We start from the raw sequence: 21,901 nt of genomic DNA on the forward strand, positions 1-21,901 counted from the left end.
GCCGGGCGTCTACGCTGGACGGGTGAGCCAGACCGCCCCGCAGACCACCGCACCGTCCGACGACGCCCCCACGCCCAGCCTCGCCGAGCTCACGACGCTGCGCGTCGGTGGACCCGTCGACCGGTACGTCGAGGCGACCACCGAGGCGGAGCTGATCGACGCCGTCCGTGCCGCCGACGACGCGGGGGAGCCCCTGCTCGTCCTCGGCGGCGGGTCGAACCTGCTCGTCGCGGACGCCGGGTTCGACGGCGTCGTCGTCCGGGACGTCCGGCAGGGCCTCGACGCCGACCTCAGCGCGTCCTGCGGGCTGGACGAGGGCTCGTGCGGCGGGGCCACCCTCACCCTGCCCGCCGGCCAGGACTGGGACGCGTTCGTCGCCGAGGCGGTCGCCAACGAGTGGGTGGGGGTCGAGGCGCTGTCCGGCATCCCGGGCACGCTCGGCGCCGCGCCCGTGCAGAACATCGGGGCGTACGGGCAGGAGGTGTCCGGCGTCGTCGCGTCGGTGCGCACCTGGGACCGCGCCACCGGGCAGCGCCGGACCCTCACGCTCTCAGAGCTGGGGTTCGGCTACCGCACCAGCGTCCTCAAGCGCTCGATGCGTGCCGGTGCCGAGGGAGGGCCCTGGTACCCCACCCCCCGGTACGTCGTCCTCGACGTCAGCCTGCAGATGCGGCTCGGCTCGCTGTCCGCGCCCATCGGCTACGGCGAGCTCGCGCGCACGCTCGGCGTCGAGGTGGGGCAGAGGGCGCCGTCGGCCGACGTCCGCGCCGCGGTGCTGGAGCTGCGCGGCCGCAAGGGCATGCTGCTCGACGGCGTCGGGGGAGCGGCCCGGCCCGACCACGACCGCTGGTCCGCGGGATCGTTCTTCACCAACCCGGTCGTGCCGGCCGACGCGGCGGCCGACCTGCCCGCCGACGCCCCCCGCTACCCCGTGCGCTCCTCCGTGCCCGAGTCGACCGTGGCTCCGAGCCTCGGCGCCGTCGACCCGAGCCTCGTCAAGACCAGCGCCGCCTGGCTCATCGAGCACGCCGGGTTCACCAAGGGCTACGGCGTCGCCGGGGAGCACTCCCCGGCCCGGCTGTCGACCCGGCACACGCTCGCGCTGACCAACCGTGGCGGGGCGACGGCGCAGGACGTCGTGACCCTCGCCCGGGCCGTGCGCGACGGCGTCCGGGACCGGTTCGGCGTCGAGCTGGAGCCGGAGCCCGTGCTCGTCGGGCTCGCGCTCTGACGCGCGGCCCCGCGGGGGGCTAGTACACGACGACGGTCGTGCCGATCGGCACGCCCCACGAGTCCCACAGCCAGTCCATCGCGGAGTTCGACACCCGGATGCAGCCGTGCGACGCGGGGTACGGCGGGATCGAGCCCGACCCGTGGACCGCGATCCCGCCCGTGAAGTACTTGGGCCGGTACATCGAGCCCAGCTCGAGGGTCGACTCGTGCAGGTAGTCGCGCTCCATGTAGGTGGCGTACGTGCCGCGCGGCGTCGTCGCCGTGTACGTGCGGCCGAGCGCCTCGTACGACTCGCCGTTGCCCGACGACGCGTTGAACGTCCGCACCACGCGACCGTCCTCGACGGCCTTGACGAGCTGACGGTCGAGGTCGATCTCCACGACCTTGCCCGACGACGACTCCGCGCCCGGCCGCACGCCGTCGTCCAGCGCCTGCTCCGTGCGCGGGCCGACCACCCCGTCGCGGTACAGGCCCGCGGCCTTCTGCAGCGCCCACACGGCCTGCTGCGTCATCGGCCCGAACGACCCGTCGACCGACGGCAGGTGGTAGCCGAGCTCGACCAGCCGCTCCTGCAGGGCGGTCACGCCGGCGCCGGACGAGCCGACCTCCAGGAAGTCCGGCTCGGCCGGCTTCTCGTCCTCGGACTTCTTCTTCGTCCCGCCGTCGGCGGTGCCCCCGGCGTCCGCGGAGGCGTCGTCGTCCGGCTCCGGCTCCGTCGAGGCCGACGGCGAGGGCGACGCGGACGGTGACGGGCTCGCGGTGGTCGGGGTCGGGGCTGGTGACGGGCTCGGGGGAGCGCTCGACGGTGACGGTGTCGGCGACGCCGAGGGGGACGGGGACGGGGCGGTCGACGCCTCCGCGACGGGTCCCGGGGACGCGGCGGGGGCATCGCCCGTCAGCTCGGACCACGCCGCGCAGCCGGGCAGCACGAGCAGAGCCGCGGCCAGCGCCGCCGCGGTCGCCGTCGCGCGACGGCGCGACGTCCTGCGGTGCGTACCCATGCCCCCACCCCTCCCGGACGCGCCCGGCGCGTCCTGCGGACTCCTACGGTGCCCTGCCGGGCGCCGTCCGGCGACCCCACCGGGCCGACCTCCCGACGATCGACACCGTCTCGTGACCTGTCCTCCGCGGACCGACCCGGCCCGTCCCGCCGCGGCACCCGGGGTACCGGCGGGGTCGGGCGCGACGCGGTCGGGATCAGACGGGCCGGGCCACCGGGTCGTCCGCCAGCCAGTCGTCGACGCCCGCCAGCAGGCGCTCGCGGGTCGTCGTCGACGCCCGGGACGCCCGGATCGACGACCGGGCGAGGTCCGCCAGCTCGGCGTCGGAGAACCCGTGCACCTCGCGGGCCGACTCGTACTGCGCGACCAGCCGCGACCCGAACAGCAGCGGGTCGTCCGCGCCGAGCGCGACCCGCGCGCCCGCGTCCACCAGCTCCCGCAGCGGCACGTCCTCGGCGTGCGCGTACACGCCCAGCGACACGTTCGACGCCGGGCAGACCTCCAGCGCGACCTCGGACTCCACCAGCGACGCCAGCAGCGTCGGGTCCTCCACCGACCGCACGCCGTGCCCGATCCGGTCCGGCGCCAGCGCGCCCACGACGTCGCGCAGGTGACCCGGGCCCAGCAGCTCGCCGCCGTGCGGCACCGACGCGAGCCCCGCCCGCCGCGCGATCCGGAACGCGTGCGCGAACTCGTCGGTGTCGCCGCGGCGCTCGTCGTTGCTCAGACCGAAGCCCACGACCTCGCCCGGTCCCTCGCCGGCGTACCGCGCGGCGAGGCGTGCCAGGGTCCGCGCGTCCATCGGGTGGCGCATCCGGGACGCCGCCACGACGACCGCCACCTCGAGGCCGTGCCGCGCGCTGGCGGCCCGCGCCTCGTCGAGCACGATCTCCAGGGCCGGGGTGATGCCGCCGACGAACGGCGCGTACGACGTCGGGTCGACCTGGATCTCCAGGCGCCCCGACCCCTCGGCGGCGTCGTCGGCGGCCGCCTCGTCGACCAGACGCCGCATGTCGGCCTCGGACCGGACGCAGTGCCGGGCGGCGTCGTACAGACGCTGGAACCGGAACCAGCCGCGCTCGTCCGCCGGGACGCGCAGCGCCTCGCCGTCGGTGAGGGCACCGGGCAGGCGGATGCCGTGGGCGGCGGACATGTCGGCGAGCGACGTCACGCGCAGGGAGCCGGTGAAGTGCAGGTGGAGGTGGGCTTTGGGGAGCCGGGCCAGGTCGCGCACCCGCACAGTCTGGCAGCCGTGGACCCCGCGGCGAGGGTGTGACGAACCCCGGTCGGGACGCGGTTCGACCTACGGCCTCGCGTCGCGTACAGTTGTCCCTCGGTGGTTGACGGCCACCATGCTGGGTCGCGCCCTTCGTGGTGCCCCCAGGACGGTCGTCGAGCACGAAGGGTAGTGGCGCAATTGGTAGCGCAGCGGTCTCCAAAACCGCAGGTTGCAGGTTCGAGTCCTGTCTACCCTGCCAGCGTGTTCCCCCGAGGGACCGCGCAGCGTGGTCGCGCGCCAGCGCGGCCCGGAACGCCAGAGTCCGTGCCGTGGGTGCGTCGCCGGCAGGCGGCGTGGCTGCGGTCCGATCGCGAAACGGGGTAGTGGAAGTGAGCGAGTCCTCCGCGCACGCCGCTGGAACGCACGACGCAGAGTCCGGCAAGGAGCGTCGCAACGTCTTCGCTCGGATCGCCCTGTTCGTCCGCCAGGTGGTGGGCGAGCTGCGCAAGGTCGTCACCCCGACGCGGTCCGAGCTCGTCAACTACACGATCGTCGTGATCGTGTTCGTCACCGTGATGATGCTGTTCGTCACCGCGCTCGACTACCTCGTCGGTCAGGGAGTCTTCTGGCTCTTCGGGGCCTGACCTTCGGGTCGGACCCTCGACCGCACGCCCCGTCATCAGCCAGAAAGCAGGTTCTTCCGTGTCCCAGGATCCTCTGGAGCAGACCGAGGACGTCGACGTCTCGCAGCCCGACGCCACCGGCGCCGAGGCCGAGCTCGACGCACCTGCCGACGTGGACGCGGCCGACACCCTGGCCGAGCAGGACGCGCCCGAGGTCGACGACGACGCGGCCGACGGCGAGCCCGGCACGGACGCCGAGGCTGAGCCCGCGGTCGACGCCGACGTCGACGACGAGGCTGACGCCGACGCCGACGCCGAGGCCGAGGTCGATCCCGCCGAGGAGCTGCGCCGTACGCTGCGCGGCCAGTTCGGCGACTGGTTCGTCATCCACTCCTACGCGGGCTACGAGAACCGTGTGAAGGCCAACCTGGAGAACCGCATCCAGAGCCTGAACATGGAGGACTACATCTTCCAGGTCGAGGTCCCCATGGAGGAGGTGACCGAGATCAAGAACGCGCAGAAGAAGACCGTCCGCCGCGTCCGGATCCCCGGCTACGTCCTCGTCCGCATGGACCTCACCGACGAGTCGTGGGGCGCCGTGCGCCACACGCCGGGCGTCACCGGGTTCGTGGGTCACACCCACCAGCCGGTGCCGCTGTCGCTCGACGAGGTCTTCGGCATGCTGGCCCCCTCCGTCCTCGAGGCCGCGCCGGCCAAGCCTGCCGCGTCCGCCGCGAAGGGCGGCGCGTCCGCGCCCGCCATCGAGGTCGACTTCGAGGTCGGCGAGTCGGTCACCGTCACCGACGGCCCGTTCGACACGCTGCCCGCCACGATCTCCGAGATCAACGCCGAGGGCCAGAAGCTCAAGGTCCTCGTCTCCATCTTCGGCCGGGAGACCCCGGTCGAGCTGTCGTTCAACCAGGTCGCCAAGATCTGACCGCGCCGCCGGAGCTCTCCGGCGCGCCGCGGGACGGCAGCACTGCAACCGGGTCATCGCCCACGGCGTCGGTCCACGACACAGGAAAGGGGAAGCACCATGCCTCCCAAGAAGAAGGTCGCCGGCCTCATCAAGCTCCAGATCCAGGCCGGTGCGGCCAACCCCGCCCCGCCGATCGGCCCCGCGCTCGGTCAGCACGGCGTGAACATCATGGAGTTCTGCAAGGCCTACAACGCGGCGACCGAGTCGCAGCGCGGCAACGTCATCCCCGTGGAGATCACGGTGTACGAGGACCGCTCGTTCACCTTCATCACGAAGACGCCGCCGGCCGCCGAGCTCATCAAGAAGGCCGCCGGTGTGGCCAAGGGCTCCCCGACGCCGCACACCGTCAAGGTCGCGCAGCTCTCGCAGGCCCAGGTCCGCGAGATCGCCGAGACCAAGATGCAGGACCTCAACGCGAACGACATCGAGGGCGCGATGCTGATCATCGCGGGCACCGCCCGCTCGATGGGCATCACCGTCGCCGAGTGACGCCGCCCCGGCTCCGGCAGGGTCCGCCCCGCCGGAGCCGGAGCACCCCGTCCGTCCTGGACGACCAAGACCCGACGAGCGTCGGGCACGTGGGAGGGTCCGCGCAGACCCGACGACCACGACTGCAGCAAGGAGAACGCAGATGGCAAAGCGCAGCAAGGCGTACCGCGCCGCCGCGGCGAAGATCGACCGCGAGAACCTGTACAGCCCGCTCGAGGCCGTGAAGCTGGCCAAGGAGACCGCCGCGTCGAAGGCTGACGCGACCGTCGAGGCCGTGTTCCGTCTCGGTGTCGACCCGCGCAAGGCGGACCAGCTGGTCCGCGGCACGGTCAACCTGCCGCACGGCACGGGCAAGACCGCCCGCGTCATCGTCTTCGCGAACGGTGCGAAGGCCGAGGAGGCCCTCGCGGCCGGTGCCGACGAGGTCGGCGGCGACGAGCTCATCGCGAAGGTGGCCGCCGGCTACACCGACTTCGACTCGGCCGTCGCGACGCCGGACCTCATGGGCAAGGTCGGTCGTCTGGGCAAGGTGCTGGGTCCCCGTGGCCTCATGCCGAACCCGAAGACCGGCACCGTCACGATGGACGTCACCAAGGCCGTGACCGACATCAAGGGCGGCAAGATCGAGTTCCGCGTCGACAAGCACGCGAACCTCCACTTCATCATCGGCAAGGTCTCGTTCGACGAGTCCGCGCTGGTCGAGAACTACGGCGCCGCGCTGGACGAGATCCTGCGTCTCAAGCCGTCGTCCTCGAAGGGTCGCTACATCACCAAGGCGACGCTGGCGACGACGTTCGGCCCGGGCATCCCGGTCGACCAGTCGAAGACCACCAAGCTGCTCGAGGGCTGACACCCTCCCGCACGCCCCGACGGCCCGGCACCTGCTCGCAGGTGCCGGGCCGTCGTCGTCCCCGCCGGGGCTCCCGAGCGGTGCCGCGGGTCGGTCCGCCGGGCCCGCCGGACCGGGTGCGCACGATTCGTGAAGTTTTTCCGCAGACGTGTATCAGGCCCGTCGGCGACCCCTCCCTCGCGGGTGACACTGCCGATGAGGTGAAGGGTGAATTCTGGTGACGGGAGCCATGGAGGGACGCGGGGCACCTGGTGCCCCCCTAGGCTCGTGGCCAGCCCCTGCCCGAGGGGTCCCGCACGACCACGACGAGGTGCCCGCCGTCATGTCCAGCACTGCCGACACGTCCAGTCTCGGTGACAGGGCGGCGTTCGCGCTGCTCGAGTACCGCGAGGGTCGTCCCGACGCCCTCGGCGACTTCGTCCGCGAGGCGATGCCGCTGCTGTGGCGGACGGTGCGCGCCCAGGGCGTCAGCCGGGAGGCAGCCGACGACGTCGTCCAGCACACCTGGGCGGCGCTGGTGCGCCACGCGGACTCGATCACCGAGCCGAAGGCGACCCTGAAGTGGCTGCTGGTCACGGCGCGGCGCGCCGCGTGGGAGGCCGTGCGCAAGGACCGCGCCGACCAGGGGCACCGCACCGAGCTGCCGGACGACGACGCGGAGACGTCGGCGACGCTCCCGGACGCCGGCCCGGGGCCGGAGGCCGAGGTGCTGAAGGACGAGCGGGACCGGCTGCTCTGGCAGGCCCTCGGCACGCTGCCGAAGCGCTGCCAGGAGCTGCTCCGGCTCGTCTCCCTGGCGGACCGCCCGGACTACCGTTCCATCTCCACCGCGATCGGCATGCCGGTCGGAAGCATCGGCGCCACTCGGGGACGCTGCCTCGCCAAGCTGCGGGTCGTCCTCACCGAACATGGGGAGGCCTCATGGACATGACCGAGCTCGACCACGTCCCCGGCGCGGACGACCCGCTCGACGGGCTCGACATCGCGCTGCTCACGCGGCTCGCCACGGTCGACGACCTGCTCGACCCGGTCCCCGACGGCCTCGTCGAACGGTCCCGCTTCGCGATGACGCTCGCCGGTCTCGAGGCGGAGGTCATGGAGCTGCAGGTCCTCGAGGTCCCCGTCGGCTCCGTGCGCAGCGACGCCCCGGTGGAGACCCGCACGATCACCTTCACCCACGAACGGCTCACCGTCATGGTCGCGCTGTCCGCGGGCAGCGAGCGCGGCACCGTGCGGGTCGACGGCTGGCTCGCGCCGGCCGAGGCCCTCGACATCGAGCTCCGTCGACCCGAGGGGACCGTGACCACCCGGTCCGACGAGGACGGCCGTTTCGTCATCGAGGACGTCCCGCGCGGGCCCGCCAGCCTGCTGGTCCGGCAGGGCGAGACACCCGTGTCGACGCCGGTCGTCGAGCTGTAGCAGCACCCTGCACCACCTGCACCACAGCGTTGTCGAGCGGTGGGCACGGGCTTCGCCCTGCCCTGATCCGAGGAGGAGCACGTGAGCGAGTCGTACATCCAGGACCCGGCCGGTGGCCGGCGCCCGGTCCGTCATCTCGACCCGGACCGGGTGCGTCGCAGCCCCGGCGCGGCGCGGGTGCAGGACACCACCTACGTCGCGGACCGGCTGATCGTCCGCGGCGACCTGCCGCCGTTCCTGCGCGAGCGTCTCGCCGGGGAGTCCGACCGTCTGACGGCGGGCGGGCAGGGAGCGGTCGTCGCGCTGGACGACTGGGCGGACGAGGGCGAGCCGACGTCGTGGCTCGACGGCGTGCGGCGGATCGCCACCGAGATGGGCTACCGGGTGGTCTACGACGGCACCCTGGGCGACCTGGCGGTGGACGACGTCGACGACGAGACGTTCGGGTACGCCCTGCGGTTGGTGCCGGCGCGGGACGACGACGTCGAGGTGGACGTCTGGCAGGTGATCGAGCGGATCACGGGCGAGCTGGGCGACCTGGACGCGGCGGACGAGGCGGACGAGGGGGACCGGCCCACCCCGCGGGTCGCGCTCGACCACGTCATGCGTGCCCAGCGACGGGGGAAGTCGACGCCGTTGCCGTTCGTGCCGGTGGCCCGCCCGAAGTCGACGCCCCTGCCGGTGAGCGCGATCGACGAGTACGGCCGTCCGGGCACGGGCGGTCTGGCGCCGGTGCGCTACCTCGGCGGCCCGCCGCGCCGGTCGCTGCCGGACGGGGAGACGCCCTGGGTGGCCGCGGACGGCACCCGCCGCCCCGCGGTGGCGATCGTCGACACCGGTGTCGGGTCGCACGAGTGGTTCGGCCCTTACGTCCCCGACGACCCGCAGGACAGCGCGGTGGTGGTGCGGACGGCGCAGCTCGAGGACGGCCGCCCCGTCGGGCTCTACCCGGTGCCGGACCTCCCGTCGGAGGACGCGGAGTACGGCGGCCTCAGCGTGGACCCGCTGACGGGACCGCTCGACCCCGTGGCCGGGCACGGCACCTTCATGGCGGGGATCGTGCACCAGGTGTGCCCGGACGCCGTGATCGTCGCGGTGCGGGCGTTCGGCGGCTCGGGGGACATCCCGGAGTGGCAGGTGCTGCACACGCTGTGGCGGCTGCTGCGGTTCCACCGGCGGGGTCAGCGCGGCGACGAGGGCTACCACCCGATCGACGTGGCGGTCCTGGCGATGGGCTACTACCACGAGCAGCCGGAGGACTACGGGTACGACGGACCCCTGCGGCGGGTGCTGCGGGCGCTGCGGCAGGCGGGCGTCGTGGTGGTCGTCGCGTCGGGGAACGACGGCACGACGCGGCCCATGTTCCCGGCCGCCTGGGCGCCGCACGTGGTGCGGCGTCCGGCGCCCGACACCGCCGTCGGGGAGACCACCGTGCCGGTGCCGGTGGACGACCGCCAGCTCACGGCCGACCACCCGCCCCTGCTGGTGGCCGGGGCGACCAACCCGGACGGCACCACCGCGGTGTTCAGCAACGACGGCCCGTGGGTGACGTGCGTCCGGCCGGGGGCGGCGGTGGTCTCGACGATGCCCGACACGATCGACGGTCCCGAGACCCCGCAGGCGAGCCTGCCCGAGCGGCTGCGGCCGGGCACCCGCGCGTCGGTGGACCCGGACGACTTCACCGGCGGGTTCGCGACGTGGAGCGGGACCTCGTTCGCGGCGCCCTACCTGGCCGCCGAGGTCGCCGCGGCGCGCCTGGCCGCCACGCAGCGCGTGGCCGCCCAGGCGGAGCCGGTGAGCGCCGCATGGGATGCTGTGACGACGACCACCCACCTGTCCGGTGCGGCGATCGGTGGTTCCGACGTGTAGGAGGAGGGGGCGGGACCCGGGTGACGAGCAGGACGGCCCTCGACGCGCGCCTGCGTGAGGCGCAGGAGCTCAACGCGGCCTCCCGGGTCCGGCCCGCCTCGAAGGCGTTCCGGGCGCTGCTGCGCGACGTCGCGCCGCTCGACGCGGCGACGGTCGGCTCCTGGGTGGTGGAGCTGCGCGTGCGGGCGCTCGTCGGCGAGGCGGCGTGCGTGCACTCCCTCACCGGGGACCTGGATGCCGCCCGGAGGCTGGTCCAGGAGGCCCTCGAGGTCGCGCAGGCGGCAGGGGACACCCGCCTGGCCGCCGTCGCCCACGGACAGCAGGGCCTGTTGCTGCTGTGGTCGGGTGAGGTGGCGGCTGCCGCGGACGCCTTCGACCGAGCACTGGCGGGTGTGGCGGCCGACAACCACCGCGACCTCGCGGTGCTGCACATCAACCGCGCGGCGGCCAACCTGGAGTTCGGGCGTCTGGACGAGGTGGTCGTCGACCACGAGGCGGCGCTGCAGCACGCCCGTGCCATCGGTCACGAGCGGTACGAGGCGTTCGCGGGGTTCAACCTGGGCTACGCGCACTACCGCCAAGGCGACTTCCCGGCGGCGCTGGCCGAGCTGGAGGCATCGGCGCGGCGGCAGCCCGGCGGACCCGACGGCTGGTCCGAGGTCATGCGGGCCCAGGTCCTCGTCGACGCCGGCCTGGTGTCGGAGGCCGAGCAGGTGCTGGCGGACTCCGAGGAGCTCCTGGCGACGGAGAACCTCGCCGGCGAGCTCGCGGACGCGCTGTACACCCGAGCGCTCTGTGCCCTGCTGCTGCGGCGCGCGGACGAGGCGACCCGCTGGGCGCGTCAGGCACGGCGGGCGTTCGCGCGGGTCGGGAACACGACGTGGGCCCTCCAGGCGGAGGTCGTCGAGCTGGAGGCGCGGCTGTCGCAGGACCGCCGCTCGCCCGGCGTGCGGCAGGCGACCTTGCGGCGGCGGAGCGAGGAGGCGTTGGCCCTGGCCCGGGCGGGGGACGACCGCGGCCCGGCCGCCGTGGCCGGTGTCTCGGTCGCTGCGCGGCTGCTCGCGGCGGAGTGGGCGCTGCTCGCCGGCGACACGGGTCGCGCTGCCGAGGTGCTCGACGCGGTCCCGCGCCGTCTCACGGCTTGCCCGCTGCCGCTGCGGCTGCACCACGAGTCGGTGCGTGCGCAGCTGGCGTTCGCGCGGGGGGACCGCCGCGGGGGGCTGGCGGCGGTGCGGCGGGGGCACCGGGTGCTCGCGGACCACCGGGCGCGGCTGGGGTCGGTGGACACCGTCACGGCGGCGGCGACGCACGGTGCGCGCCTCGCGATCGTGGACGTCGAGGCGGCCCTGGCGACGGGGCGTGCCGGCACGGTGTTCGACGCGACGGAGCGCGGTCGGGCGGCGTTCGCCGGGGCGGCGCGGGTGCGGCCTCCGGAGGACCCGGAGCTGGCGGACCTCATGGCGCGGGCCCGCCGTGCCGCGGAGGAGGCACGCGAGCTGGGTGCCGGTGAGGGTGGTGACGCCCGGGAGGGTGCCCGCAAGACGGTGGAGGCACGCCGGCTGCAGGAGCGGGCGCGGCAGCGGTCGTGGCAGCTGGGCGGCGCCGCGGGTGGTCCCGTGCCCCGGCCGGCGACGGCGCGGGCGGTGTCGGCGGGCCTGGCCGGGGACCGGCCGGGTGCCGCCGTCGTGTCGTTCCTGCTGCGGGACCGGCTGACGGCCGTGCGGGTGGACGCCCGGGGGGCTCGGCTGGTGGAGCTGTGCGCGCAGCCGGAGGTGACCGAGCTGGCCCGCCGGGTGCGGCAGGACCTGGAGGTGCTGTCCAACCGCCTCATCCCGGCGCCGATGCGGCACGTCGCCGCGACGTCGGCCGGCCGTTCGCTCGCCCGGCTGGACGACCTGCTCCTCGCGCCCCTGGAGGTCACCGGCCCGTTGTACGTCGCGGCCCGTGACGGCCTGCTCTCGTTGCCGTGGGCGGCGCTCCCGTCCCGGGCGGGCCTGCCGACCCGGGTGCACTCGTGGGTCGACCTCGGGGGGCTGCCGGAGCCGCCGCACCGGCGGGGCGCCCTCGTGGTCGGTGGTCCCGACCTGGAGTCGGCGGAGCGGGAGGCGGCTCTGGTGGCCGGGGAGTGGGACGAGGTCGTGCTGCTGACCGGCGCCGACGCCACGTGCGCCGCGACCACGGCCGAGCTGTCGCGTGCGTCGGTGGTGCACGTGGCCGCGCACGGCGTGCACGAGCCGGACAACCCGCTGTTCTCCTGTGTGCGCCTGGCCGACGGCCCGTTGTACGCGCACGAGCTCGACGGCGTGGACCTCGCCGGGACGGTGGTGGTGCTGTCGGCGTGCGAGGTCGGCCGCGCGTCGACCCGGGTCGGGGGAGAGCCCCTGGGGCTCAAGAGCGTCCTGCTGAGGCTGGGGGCGCGCGCCGTGGTGGCGTCGGTGGCGCCGTTGCGCGACGACGTCGCCGCCCGGGTGATGCCGCGGCTGCACGCGGCGCTCGCCGCGGGGGAGGCGCCGGCCGCGGCGCTCGCCACGGCGGTGGAGCCCGAGCAGGAGCCGGTCCCGTTGGTCTGCTACGGCCCGTTGCCACTGGACAAGGGGCTGCTGGGGTCCGTCCCGGCGCGCTAGCGTCGGGCCTGCCGCCGACCGGCGGCACCGAGGACGCCGGCGCCCCGGCGCTCGTGTGACGAGGGCCTCGTCCCGGAGGGTGCAGGGGCGGGGCTCTCGTCGTGTACAGTTCTCAGGTAACCCAAGACCGCCGGTCGTCGGACGCTGCCCAGGTTCACCTGGGAAAGCAGAAGACCGAAGTCCCGCTACGGAGCGGAGGCCAGCGCAGGTGACACGACGACGATCACACGGTTCAGACCGTGTTCTCCGAGCCCCGTGCGCACCTGCGCCGGGGCTCTTCTCTGTGCCGGGGTGGACGGCGGCTCCACCATCGGAAGGATTGCCATGGCGAGGCCGGACAAGGCAGCCGCCGTCGCGGAGATCGCGGACAAGCTCCGTAGCTCCAACGCGGCCGTGCTGACCGAGTACCGCGGGCTCACCGTCACGCAGCTCCAGGAGCTGCGGCGGTCGCTGCGCGGCAACGCAACCTACGCCGTGGTGAAGAACACGCTGACCACTATCGCGGCCAAGGAGGCCGGTGTCGAGGGTCTCGACGCCGAGCTTGCTGGACCGTCCGCGATCGCCTTCGTGACCGGTGACCCGGTCGAGGCGGCCAAGGGTCTGCGTGACTTCGCCAAGGCGAACCCCGCGCTGGTCATCAAGGGCGGTGTCCTCGACGGCGCCCCCCTGACCGCTGCGGAGATCACCAAGCTCGCGGACCTCGAGTCCCGTGAGGTCCTGCTGGCCAAGGCGGCCGGCGTGATGAAGGCCAAGATCAGCCAGGCTGCCTACGCCTTCACCGCGAAGCCCGCCCAGGTCGCCCGCGTCATCGATGCCCTGCGTCAGAAGCAGGAATCGGCTGGTGCCGCTGCCTGACCAGGCGGCGCACCGACACATCACCCCTGCTTCTGGCGGGCCTGACTGGCCCGTGAAGCGCTGACTGAAAGGAACGCCATCATGGCGAAGCTCAGCACCGAAGAGCTCCTGTCCGTCTTCGAGGAGCTCACCCTCATCGAGCTCTCCGAGTTCGTGAAGGCCTTCGAGGAGAAGTTCGACGTCACCGCTGCCGCCCCGGCCGCCGTGGCCGTGGCCGCCCCCGCCGGCGGTGCCGGCGACGCCGCCGCCGAGGAGGAGAAGGACGAGTTCGACGTCGTCCTGACCGCCGCCGGTGACAAGAAGATCCAGGTCATCAAGGAGGTGCGCGCGCTCACGTCCCTCGGTCTCAAGGAGGCCAAGGACCTGGTCGACGGCGCCCCGAAGCCCGTCCTGGAGGGCGTCAACAAGGAGACCGCCGAGAAGGCCAAGGCTGCCCTCGAGGGCGCCGGCGCCTCCATCGAGCTCAAGTGAGCCGTGCGGCCCTGCCGCACCTCACGGTGACCGCGGTCTGACCGCGGACGCTCCCGGAACGGCCCGCACCCCTCGGGGTGCGGGCCGTTCTGTCGTTCCTGTGAAGGTCTGCGGGAGTGTGAGCAAACCCTCCGCCGGACGGGTGGCGACGTCGTACCGAGGCGGGTAACGTTGGTGGGTACCGTTTCTTGGGCGGCATATGGCGGCCACCGAGACAACGTCCTCAGATCCATGAAACCCGAGGACGTCTCCTCGCGCGCCCACGCGGGTGGACTTGTTCAGAGGTTTCGGCTACGCTAGCGCTTTGCGCTCGACTGTGCCCCGACGCTCCTCCACGCCGACGAAGTCCCGCCCTCGCCACCCGTGTGACTCCCCGGACTCACCCTGTGACGCTTGGACGCGGTCCTCGCCCCGCCCCGGTGCCCGTCGCACGACCGAGCGTACAGCGTGCCATCGAACTGCAGGGAAGGACCCCTCTTGGCTGCCTCGCGCACCCCTTCTGCTCCGTCCGCCGACGCCATCGCGAACCGTACCGCCTCCCGCCGCGTCTCCTTCGCCAGGATCCACGAGCCCCTCGCTGCTCCGGACCTCCTCGGTCTGCAGGTCGAGAGCTTCGACTGGCTCCTCGGCAACGAGGCCTGGCAGGCCCGTGTGGAGGCCGCGATCGAGGCCGGCCGCCACGACGTCCCCGAGTCCTCCGGCCTTGAGGAGATCTTCGAGGAGATCTCCCCGATCGAGGACTTCGGCCAGTCGATGTCGCTCTCCTTCTCCAACCACCGCTTCGAGCCCGCGAAGTACACGGTGGACGAGTGCAAGGAGAAGGACTTCACCTACGCGGCGCCGCTGTTCGTCACCGCGGAGTTCGTCAACTACACCACCGGTGAGATCAAGAGCCAGACGGTGTTCATGGGCGACTTCCCGCTCATGACCGACCGCGGCACCTTCGTCATCAACGGCACCGAGCGCGTCGTCGTCTCGCAGCTCGTCCGCTCCCCGGGCGTGTACTTCGAGCGCACCCCCGACAAGACGAGCGACAAGGACGTCTTCTCCGCGAAGATCATCCCGTCGCGCGGCGCCTGGCTCGAGTTCGAGATCGACAAGCGCGACGCCGTCGGCGTCCGCGTCGACCGCAAGCGCAAGCAGCCCGTCACCGTCCTGCTCAAGGCGCTCGGCATGACCGAGGCGGAGATCCGCGAGGAGTTCGCCGAGTTCCCCGCCGTGCTCGACACCCTCGAGAAGGACCACGTCCACACCCAGGACGAGGCCCTCGTCGACCTCTACCGCAAGATCCGTCCGGGCGAGCCGCCCACGGTCGAGGCCGGTCGCGCGCTCATCGAGAACTTCTACTTCAACTCCAAGCGCTACGACCTCGCGAAGGTCGGCCGCTACAAGCTGAACAAGAAGCTGGGCGTCTCCGCCGAGCTGTCCGACAGCACCCTGGCCGTCGCGGACGTCGTCGCGACCATCAAGTACCTGGCCGCGCTGCACGCCGACATGACGTCGATGGCGGGCACCAAGGACGGCGAGCCGGTCGAGGTCCGCGTCGAGACCGACGACATCGACCACTTCGGCAACCGTCGCATCCGCGCGGTGGGCGAGCTCATCCAGAACCAGGTGCGCACCGGTCTGTCCCGCATGGAGCGCGTCGTGCGCGAGCGCATGACGACCCAGGACGTCGAGGCGATCACGCCGCAGACCCTGATCAACATCCGCCCGGTCGTGGCGTCCATCCGCGAGTTCTTCGGCACGTCGCAGCTCTCGCAGTTCATGGACCAGAACAACCCGCTGGCCGGCCTGACGCACAAGCGCCGCCTGTCCGCGCTCGGCCCGGGCGGTCTGTCCCGCGACCGCGCCGGCATGGAGGTCCGTGACGTCCACCCGTCGCACTACGGCCGCATGTGCCCGATCGAGACGCCGGAAGGCCCGAACATCGGCCTCATCGGTTCGCTCGCGTCGTTCGGTCGCATCAACCCGTTCGGCTTCATCGAGACCCCGTACCGCAAGGTCGTCCGGGGTCGCGTGACCGACGAGGTCGTCTACCTCACCGCGGACGACGAGGACCGTCACGTCATCGCGCAGGCCAACACGGCCCTCGCCGAGGACGGCACGTTCCTGTCCGACCGCGTCCTGGTCCGCACCAAGGGTGGCGAGACGGACGACGTCCCCGCCTCCGACGTGGACTACATGGACGTCTCGCCGCGCCAGATGGTGTCGGTCGCGACCGCGCTCATCCCGTTCCTCGAGCACGACGACGCGAACCGCGCGCTCATGGGCGCGAACATGCAGCGCCAGGCGGTGCCGCTGGTCCGCTCCGAGGCGCCGCTCGTCGGCACCGGCATGGAGCGTCGTGCCGCCGTCGACGCCGGTGACGTCATCGTCGCCACCAAGCCGGGCGTCGTGGCGCAGGTCTCGGCCGACCTCATCACGGTCGAGAACGACGACGCGACCACCACCACGTACCGCGTGGCGAAGTTCCGTCGCTCGAACCAGGGCACGTCCTACAACCAGCGCGTGCTGGTCGACGCCGGCGCCCGCGTCGAGGTCGGCTCCGTGCTGGCCGACGGCCCGGCGACCGACGAGGGCGACCTCGCGCTCGGCCGCAACCTGCTCGTGGCGTTCATGTCGTGGGAGGGTCACAACTACGAGGACGCGATCATCCTGTCGCAGCGCCTCGTGGAGGACGACGTCCTGTCCTCGATCCACATCGAGGAGCACGAGGTCGACGCCCGCGACACGAAGCTCGGGCCCGAGGAGATCACCCGGGACATCCCGAACGTGTCGGAGGAGGTCCTGGCGGACCTCGACGAGCGCGGCGTGATCCGCATCGGTGCCGAGGTCGGCGCCGGCGACGTCCTCGTCGGCAAGGTCACCCCCAAGGGCGAGACCGAGCTGACCCCGGAGGAGCGCCTCCTGCGCGCCATCTTCGGCGAGAAGGCCCGCGAGGTGCGCGACACGTCCCTCAAGGTGCCCCACGGCGAGTCCGGCACCGTCATCGGCGTGCGCGAGTTCAACCGGGAGGACGGCGACGAGCTGCCCGCCGGCGTGAACCAGCTGGTGCGCGTCTACATCGCCAACCGCCGCAAGATCACCGTGGGTGACAAGCTCGCCGGTCGTCACGGCAACAAGGGCGTCATCTCGAAGATCCTGCCGCAGGAGGACATGCCGTTCCTCTCGGACGGCACGCCCGTCGACATCGTGCTCAACCCGCTGGGTGTGCCGGGTCGTATGAACGTCGGTCAGGTCCTCGAGACCCACCTCGGCTGGGTCGCCAGCCGCGGCTGGGACGTCGAGCTGGCCGAGGGCGACGACCTGTCGTGGCGGGACAAGCTGCCGGAGCACGCCAAGCGCTCCGAGCCGGGTGTCCCGGTCGCCACGCCGGTCTTCGACGGCCTGGAGGAGGACGCCCTGCGCGGCCTCATCTCCACGACGCTGCCGAACCGCGACGGCGACCGCATGGTCGGCCACGACGGCAAGGCGCCGCTGTTCGACGGCCGCTCCGGCGAGCCGTTCCCGGACCCGGTGTCCGTGGGCTACATGTACATCCTCAAGCTGCACCACCTGGTCGACGACAAGATCCACGCGCGCTCGACCGGCCCGTACTCGATGATCACGCAGCAGCCGCTGGGTGGTAAGGCGCAGTTCGGCGGTCAGCGTTTCGGCGAGATGGAGGTGTGGGCGCTCGAGGCGTACGGCGCCGCGTACACCCTCCAGGAGCTGCTCACCATCAAGTCCGACGACATCCCGGGCCGCGTGAAGGTCTACGAGGCGATCGTCAAGGGCGAGAACATCCCGGACTCGGGCATCCCCGAGTCGTTCAAGGTGCTCCTCAAGGAGATGCAGTCCCTCTGCCTGAACGTCGAGGTGCTCTCGAGCGACGGTGTCTCCATCGAGATGAAGGAGTCCGACGACGAGGTGTACCGCGCGGCGGAGGAGCTCGGCATCGACCTGTCCCGCCGTCCGAACTCGGCGACCACGGTCGACGAGATCTGATCCAGCGACCAGCTGAACACCACGGATATTCCGAAAGAGCTTTGAGGAAGTAGGACATCTTGCTCGACGTCAACGTCTTCGACGAGCTTCGTATCGGCCTGGCCACGGCCGACGACATCCGCGCCTGGTCGCACGGAGAGGTCAAGAAGCCCGAGACCATCAACTACCGCACCCTGAAGCCGGAGAAGGACGGGCTCTTCTGCGAGAAGATCTTCGGTCCGACCCGGGACTGGGAGTGCTACTGCGGCAAGTACAAGCGCGTGCGCTTCAAGGGCATCATCTGCGAGCGCTGCGGCGTCGAGGTGACCCGTTCGAAGGTCCGCCGTGAGCGCATGGGCCACATCGAGCTCGCCGCCCCGGTCACGCACATCTGGTTCTTCAAGGGTGTGCCGTCGCGCCTGGGCTACCTGCTCGACCTGGCGCCGAAGGACCTGGAGAAGGTCATCTACTTCGCGGCCTACATGATCACGTGGGTCGACGACGAGGCGCGTCAGGAGGACCTCCCCAACCTCCAGAACGAGATCGACCTGGAGAAGAAGGAGATCACCGACCGGCGCGACAACGACATCAACGCCCGCGCCGTCAAGCTCGAGCAGGACATCGCCGAGCTCGAGGCCGAGGGCGCCAAGGCCGACGCGCGCCGCAAGGTCCGCGACTCCGCCGAGCGCGAGATGGCGCAGCTGCGCAAGCGCTCGGACGCCGAGCTCGACCGCCTCGAGCAGGTCTGGGACCGCTTCAAGAACCTCAAGGTCGCCGACCTCGAGGGCGACGAGATGCTGTACCGCCAGCTCGTCGACCGCTTCGGCACCTACTTCGAGGGTTCGATGGGTGCCGCGGCGATCCAGAAGCGTCTGGAGAGCTTCGACCTGGACGCCGAGGCCGAGTCGCTGCGCGAGACCATCCGCACCGGCAAGGGTCAGCGCAAGACCCGCGCCCTGAAGCGGCTCAAGGTCGTCAACGCGTTCCTCACGACGACGAACTCGCCGTCGGCGATGGTCCTGGACGCCGTCCCGGTCATCCCGCCGGACCTGCGTCCGATGGTGCAGCTGGACGGTGGCCGCTTCGCGACCTCCGACCTGAACGACCTGTACCGCCGCGTGATCAACCGCAACAACCGTCTCAAGCGTCTGCTCGACCTGGGCGCGCCGGAGATCATCGTCAACAACGAGAAGCGGATGCTCCAGGAGGCCGTGGACTCGCTGTTCGACAACGGTCGCCGCGGCCGCCCCGTCACGGGCCCGGGCAACCGTCCGCTGAAGTCGATCTCCGACATGCTCAAGGGCAAGCAGGGTCGTTTCCGTCAGAACCTGCTCGGCAAGCGTGTCGACTACTCGGGCCGTTCGGTCATCGTGGTCGGCCCGCAGCTCAAGCTGCACCAGTGCGGCCTGCCGAAGCAGATGGCGCTCGAGCTGTTCAAGCCGTTCGTCATGAAGCGGCTCGTCGAGCTCAACCACGCGCAGAACATCAAGTCGGCCAAGCGCATGGTCGAGCGCACCCGCGCGGTCGTGTGGGACGTGCTCGAGGAGGTCATCACCGAGCACCCGGTGCTGCTGAACCGTGCGCCCACGCTGCACCGTCTCGGCATCCAGGCGTTCGAGCCGCAGCTCGTCGAGGGCAAGGCCATCCACCTGCACCCGCTCGTCTGCGGCGCGTTCAACGCCGACTTCGACGGTGACCAGATGGCCGTGCACCTGCCGCTGAGCGCCGAGGCGCAGGCCGAGGCCCGCATCCTCATGCTGTCGAGCAACAACATCCTCAAGCCGTCGGACGGCCGTCCGGTGACCATGCCCTCGCAGGACATGATCATCGGTCTGCACCACCTGACGGCGGGCCGCCCCGGCGCGAAGGGCGAGGGCCGCGTGTTCTCGTCGCAGGCCGAGGCGATCATGGCGTTCGACCGTGGCGAGCTCGACATCAACGCGACGATCAAGCTGCGCGTCGACGACCTGGTGCCGCCGAGCCGTGGCTTCGTCGCCCCGGAGGGCTGGGAGCCCGGCACGCCGCTGCTGTTCGAGACCTCCCTGGGCCGCACCATCTTCAACGAGGCGCTGCCCGTCGACTACCCGTTCCAGAACGAGGTCGTCGGCAAGAAGGAGCTCTCGGCGATCGTCAACGACCTCGCCGAGCGCTACCCGAAGGTGGACGTCGCCACGTCGCTGGACGCGCTGAAGGACGCCGGCTACCGCTGGGCGACCCGCTCGGGCGTCACCATCGCGATCTCCGACGTCGCGATGCCCGAGGTGAAGAACGAGATCCTCGACGAGCACGAGGCGCGCGCGCTGAAGGTGCAGAGCCAGTACGACAAGGGTCTGATCACCGACGACGAGCGCCGTCAGGAGCTCATCGAGATCTGGACCCAGGCGACCGACAAGATCGCCGCGGTCATGCGCGAGAACCTGGAGAACGACGAGCGGAACACCCTGTACCGCATGGTCTCCTCCGGTGCCCGTGGTAACTGGATGCAGGTCCGTCAGATCGCCGGCATGCGCGGCCTCGTGGCGAACCCGAAGGGCGAGATCATCCCCCGCCCGATCAAGTCCAACTACCGCGAGGGCCTGTCCGTCCTCGAGTACTTCATCGCCTCGCACGGTGCCCGCAAGGGTCTGGCCGACACGGCGCTGCGTACCGCGGACTCCGGCTACCTCACGCGTCGTCTCGTCGACGTGTCGCAGGACGTCATCATCCGTGAGGACGACTGCGGCACCGAGCGCGGCCTGACGCTGCCCGTCGCGGAGCGCATCGGTGACCAGCTGGTCCCGGACGCCCGCGTGGAGACGTCGATCTACTCGCGCTCGTTCGCGACCGACGTGGTGGCCCCGGACGGGACCGTCATCGCGGCCGCCGGCTCCGACGCCGGTGACGTCGTCATCGGCGAGGTCATCGCGGCGGGCATCGAGGAGGTCAAGGTCCGCTCGGTCCTGACCTGCGAGTCCCGCGTCGGCACCTGCGCCAAGTGCTACGGCCGCTCCCTGGCCACGGGCAAGCTCGTGGACATCGGCGAGGCCGTCGGCATCATCGCCGCGCAGTCCATCGGCGAGCCGGGCACCCAGCTGACGATGCGTACCTTCCACACCGGTGGTGTCGCCTCCGCGGAGGACATCACCCAGGGTCTGCCGCGCGTCACCGAGCTGTTCGAGGCTCGCACCCCCAAGGGTGAGGCCCCGATCGCCGAGTACAACGGTCGCGTCGCGATCGAGGACACGGAGCGCACCCGTCACCTCGTCCTCACCCCGGACGACGGCGGCGAGGAGATCCGGTACCCGGTCACCAAGCGTGCCCGTCTGCTCATCGCGGACGGCGACCACGTGACGGTCGGCACCCAGCTCGTCCAGGGCGCCGTCGACCCGAAGAAGGTGCTCCGCATCCTCGGCCCGCGCGCCACCCAGCGTCAGCTGGTGGACGCGGTGCAGGAGACCTACCGGTCGCAGGGTGTGGACATCCACGACAAGCACATCGAGGTCATCGTGCGGCAGATGCTGCGTCGCGTGACCGTGCTCGACGCGGGTGACGCCGACCTGCTGCCGGGTGAGCTCGCCGAGCGCACCCGCTTCGAGGACGCCAACCGCAAGGCCGTGGCGGAGGGTGGCCAGCCGGCCTCCGGCCGTCCGGAGCTCATGGGCATCACGAAGGCCTCGCTCGCCACCGACTCGTGGCTCTCGGCCGCCTCCTTCCAGGAGACGACCCGCGTGCTGACCGAGGCGGCGATGAGCGGTCGTCGTGACCCGCTGCTCGGCCTCAAGGAGAACGTCATCCTCGGTAAGCTCATCCCGGCCGGCACCGGCCTGGCGCGCTACCGGAACATCGACGTGGAGCCGACCGAGCAGGCCAAGGCGGAGCTCTACCCGAGCTTCGGCTACGACGAGATCGACTTCCCGACCCTCGGCATGGGCTCGGGCGAGGCGATCCCGCTGGAGGACCTGGACTTCGGCGACTTCCGCTGATCGTCCGTTCGACGGGGGAGGCCCCCTGCGGGACCGGGAGACCGGTCCGGCAGGGGGCCTCCCTGCTGCCGCCGGGGCGGCGCGACGGACGTCACAGCCCGCCGGCCGTCTCACCCTTTGACCCGGCTTGCTTCCCCGGGTAATCTTGGAAGCCGTGCCCGTGCTGTCGCGCCGTGCATCCCCCGAGGCTTCGGACATCGTCCGTCGAGCTCGGGAGGACGCGCCGCCGACGTCGTGCGGGGGCATCCCGGGACAACGTTCGGACCGCCACGTGCGGGGGAGCGGACCCGGGCCATCGAGCCGGTGGTACGTGGCGTCGCGGTCCTGAGGGACCGCTG

General features: G+C 71.9%; 15 protein-coding genes and 1 tRNA gene. 14 read left to right on the plus strand and 2 right to left on the minus strand.

Annotated elements, in window-relative coordinates; all coding sequences use genetic code 11:
* Positions 1–22: 22 nt before the first annotated feature.
* Complete coding sequence (locus ATJ88_RS04095; protein WP_098462731.1) at positions 23–1,231, plus strand: UDP-N-acetylmuramate dehydrogenase; 1,209 nt, start codon at positions 23–25, stop codon at positions 1,229–1,231.
* 19 nt (positions 1,232–1,250) lie between these two features.
* On the opposite strand, the gene ATJ88_RS04100 is transcribed toward ATJ88_RS04095, so the two are convergent.
* Positions 1,251–2,234, minus strand: coding sequence for a L,D-transpeptidase family protein (locus ATJ88_RS04100; RefSeq protein WP_098462732.1), 984 nt, complete (start codon positions 2,232–2,234; stop codon positions 1,251–1,253).
* Between the two features lie 196 nt (positions 2,235–2,430).
* Positions 2,431–3,468: an adenosine deaminase gene (locus ATJ88_RS04105; RefSeq protein WP_098465107.1), complete on the minus strand. Its 1,038-nt coding sequence runs from the start codon at positions 3,466–3,468 to the stop codon at positions 2,431–2,433.
* Between the two features lie 168 nt (positions 3,469–3,636).
* Here ATJ88_RS04105 and ATJ88_RS04110 point away from each other — a divergent pair.
* The 13 genes from ATJ88_RS04110 to ATJ88_RS04170 all read left to right on the plus strand — a co-directional run bounded on the left by ATJ88_RS04110 (position 3,637) and on the right by ATJ88_RS04170 (position 21,563).
* Positions 3,637–3,712 (plus strand) — tRNA-Trp (locus ATJ88_RS04110).
* Positions 3,713–3,842: 130 nt separating this feature from the next.
* Positions 3,843–4,097 carry a preprotein translocase subunit SecE gene (secE, locus tag ATJ88_RS04115; RefSeq protein WP_098462733.1) on the plus strand — a complete coding sequence of 85 codons (255 nt, stop codon included), beginning with the start codon at positions 3,843–3,845 and terminating at the stop codon, positions 4,095–4,097.
* Positions 4,098–4,155: 58 nt separating this feature from the next.
* Positions 4,156–5,013 (plus strand): transcription termination/antitermination protein NusG, encoded by an 858-nt coding sequence (gene nusG, locus ATJ88_RS04120; protein ID WP_098462734.1) that lies wholly within the window; start codon positions 4,156–4,158, stop codon positions 5,011–5,013.
* A 99-nt stretch (positions 5,014–5,112) separates the two neighbouring features.
* Positions 5,113–5,544, plus strand: a complete 432-nt coding sequence (gene rplK / locus ATJ88_RS04125) for a 50S ribosomal protein L11 (protein ID WP_098462735.1) — start codon at positions 5,113–5,115, stop codon at positions 5,542–5,544.
* A 142-nt stretch (positions 5,545–5,686) separates the two neighbouring features.
* Positions 5,687–6,394, plus strand: coding sequence for a 50S ribosomal protein L1 (gene rplA / locus ATJ88_RS04130; protein WP_098462736.1), 708 nt, complete (start codon positions 5,687–5,689; stop codon positions 6,392–6,394).
* Positions 6,395–6,716: 322 nt separating this feature from the next.
* Positions 6,717–7,325: an RNA polymerase sigma factor gene (locus ATJ88_RS04135; protein WP_170023509.1), complete on the plus strand. Its 609-nt coding sequence runs from the start codon at positions 6,717–6,719 to the stop codon at positions 7,323–7,325.
* Entirely contained in the window at positions 7,316–7,813 is a 498-nt protein-coding gene (locus ATJ88_RS04140; protein WP_098462738.1) for a hypothetical protein, read from the plus strand. Before ATJ88_RS04135 ends, ATJ88_RS04140 begins: the two co-directional genes overlap by 10 nt.
* 81 nt (positions 7,814–7,894) lie before the next feature.
* Entirely contained in the window at positions 7,895–9,682 is a 1,788-nt protein-coding gene (locus ATJ88_RS04145) for a S8/S53 family peptidase (RefSeq protein WP_098462739.1), read from the plus strand.
* Between the two features lie 20 nt (positions 9,683–9,702).
* Complete coding sequence (locus ATJ88_RS04150) at positions 9,703–12,306, plus strand: CHAT domain-containing protein (RefSeq protein WP_098462740.1); 2,604 nt, start codon at positions 9,703–9,705, stop codon at positions 12,304–12,306.
* A 324-nt stretch (positions 12,307–12,630) separates the two neighbouring features.
* Entirely contained in the window at positions 12,631–13,161 is a 531-nt protein-coding gene (rplJ, locus tag ATJ88_RS04155) for a 50S ribosomal protein L10 (RefSeq protein WP_098462741.1), read from the plus strand.
* 81 nt (positions 13,162–13,242) lie between these two features.
* A complete protein-coding gene (gene rplL / locus ATJ88_RS04160) occupies positions 13,243–13,632 on the plus strand; it encodes a 50S ribosomal protein L7/L12 (protein WP_068202539.1) in 390 nt (129 codons plus the stop codon).
* Between the two features lie 477 nt (positions 13,633–14,109).
* Complete coding sequence (gene rpoB, locus ATJ88_RS04165) at positions 14,110–17,622, plus strand: DNA-directed RNA polymerase subunit beta (protein ID WP_098462742.1); 3,513 nt, start codon at positions 14,110–14,112, stop codon at positions 17,620–17,622.
* 59 nt (positions 17,623–17,681) lie between these two features.
* A complete protein-coding gene (locus tag ATJ88_RS04170; protein ID WP_098462743.1) occupies positions 17,682–21,563 on the plus strand; it encodes a DNA-directed RNA polymerase subunit beta' in 3,882 nt (1,293 codons plus the stop codon).
* The last annotated feature ends 338 nt before the right edge of the window (positions 21,564–21,901 follow it).

It is taken from the genome of Isoptericola jiangsuensis (assembly GCF_002563715.1).
GTDB classification, from domain to species: Bacteria; Actinomycetota; Actinomycetes; order Actinomycetales; family Cellulomonadaceae; genus Isoptericola; species Isoptericola jiangsuensis.

What these genes read in the sequence shown, in the direction of transcription:
- rplL (WP_068202539.1), top strand. Translation starts at nt 13,243, where the DNA reads ATGGCGAAGCTCAGCACCGAAGAGCTCCTGTCCGTCTTCGAGGAGCTC.
- rplJ (WP_098462741.1), top strand. Translation starts at nt 12,631, where the DNA reads ATGGCGAGGCCGGACAAGGCAGCCGCCGTCGCGGAGATCGCGGACAAG.
- ATJ88_RS04140 (WP_098462738.1), top strand. Translation starts at nt 7,316, where the DNA reads ATGGACATGACCGAGCTCGACCACGTCCCCGGCGCGGACGACCCGCTC.
- rplK (WP_098462735.1), top strand. Translation starts at nt 5,113, where the DNA reads ATGCCTCCCAAGAAGAAGGTCGCCGGCCTCATCAAGCTCCAGATCCAG.
- ATJ88_RS04135 (WP_170023509.1), top strand. Translation starts at nt 6,717, where the DNA reads ATGTCCAGCACTGCCGACACGTCCAGTCTCGGTGACAGGGCGGCGTTC.
- ATJ88_RS04100 (WP_098462732.1), bottom strand. Translation starts at nt 2,234, where the DNA reads ATGGGTACGCACCGCAGGACGTCGCGCCGTCGCGCGACGGCGACCGCG.
- rplA (WP_098462736.1), top strand. Translation starts at nt 5,687, where the DNA reads ATGGCAAAGCGCAGCAAGGCGTACCGCGCCGCCGCGGCGAAGATCGAC.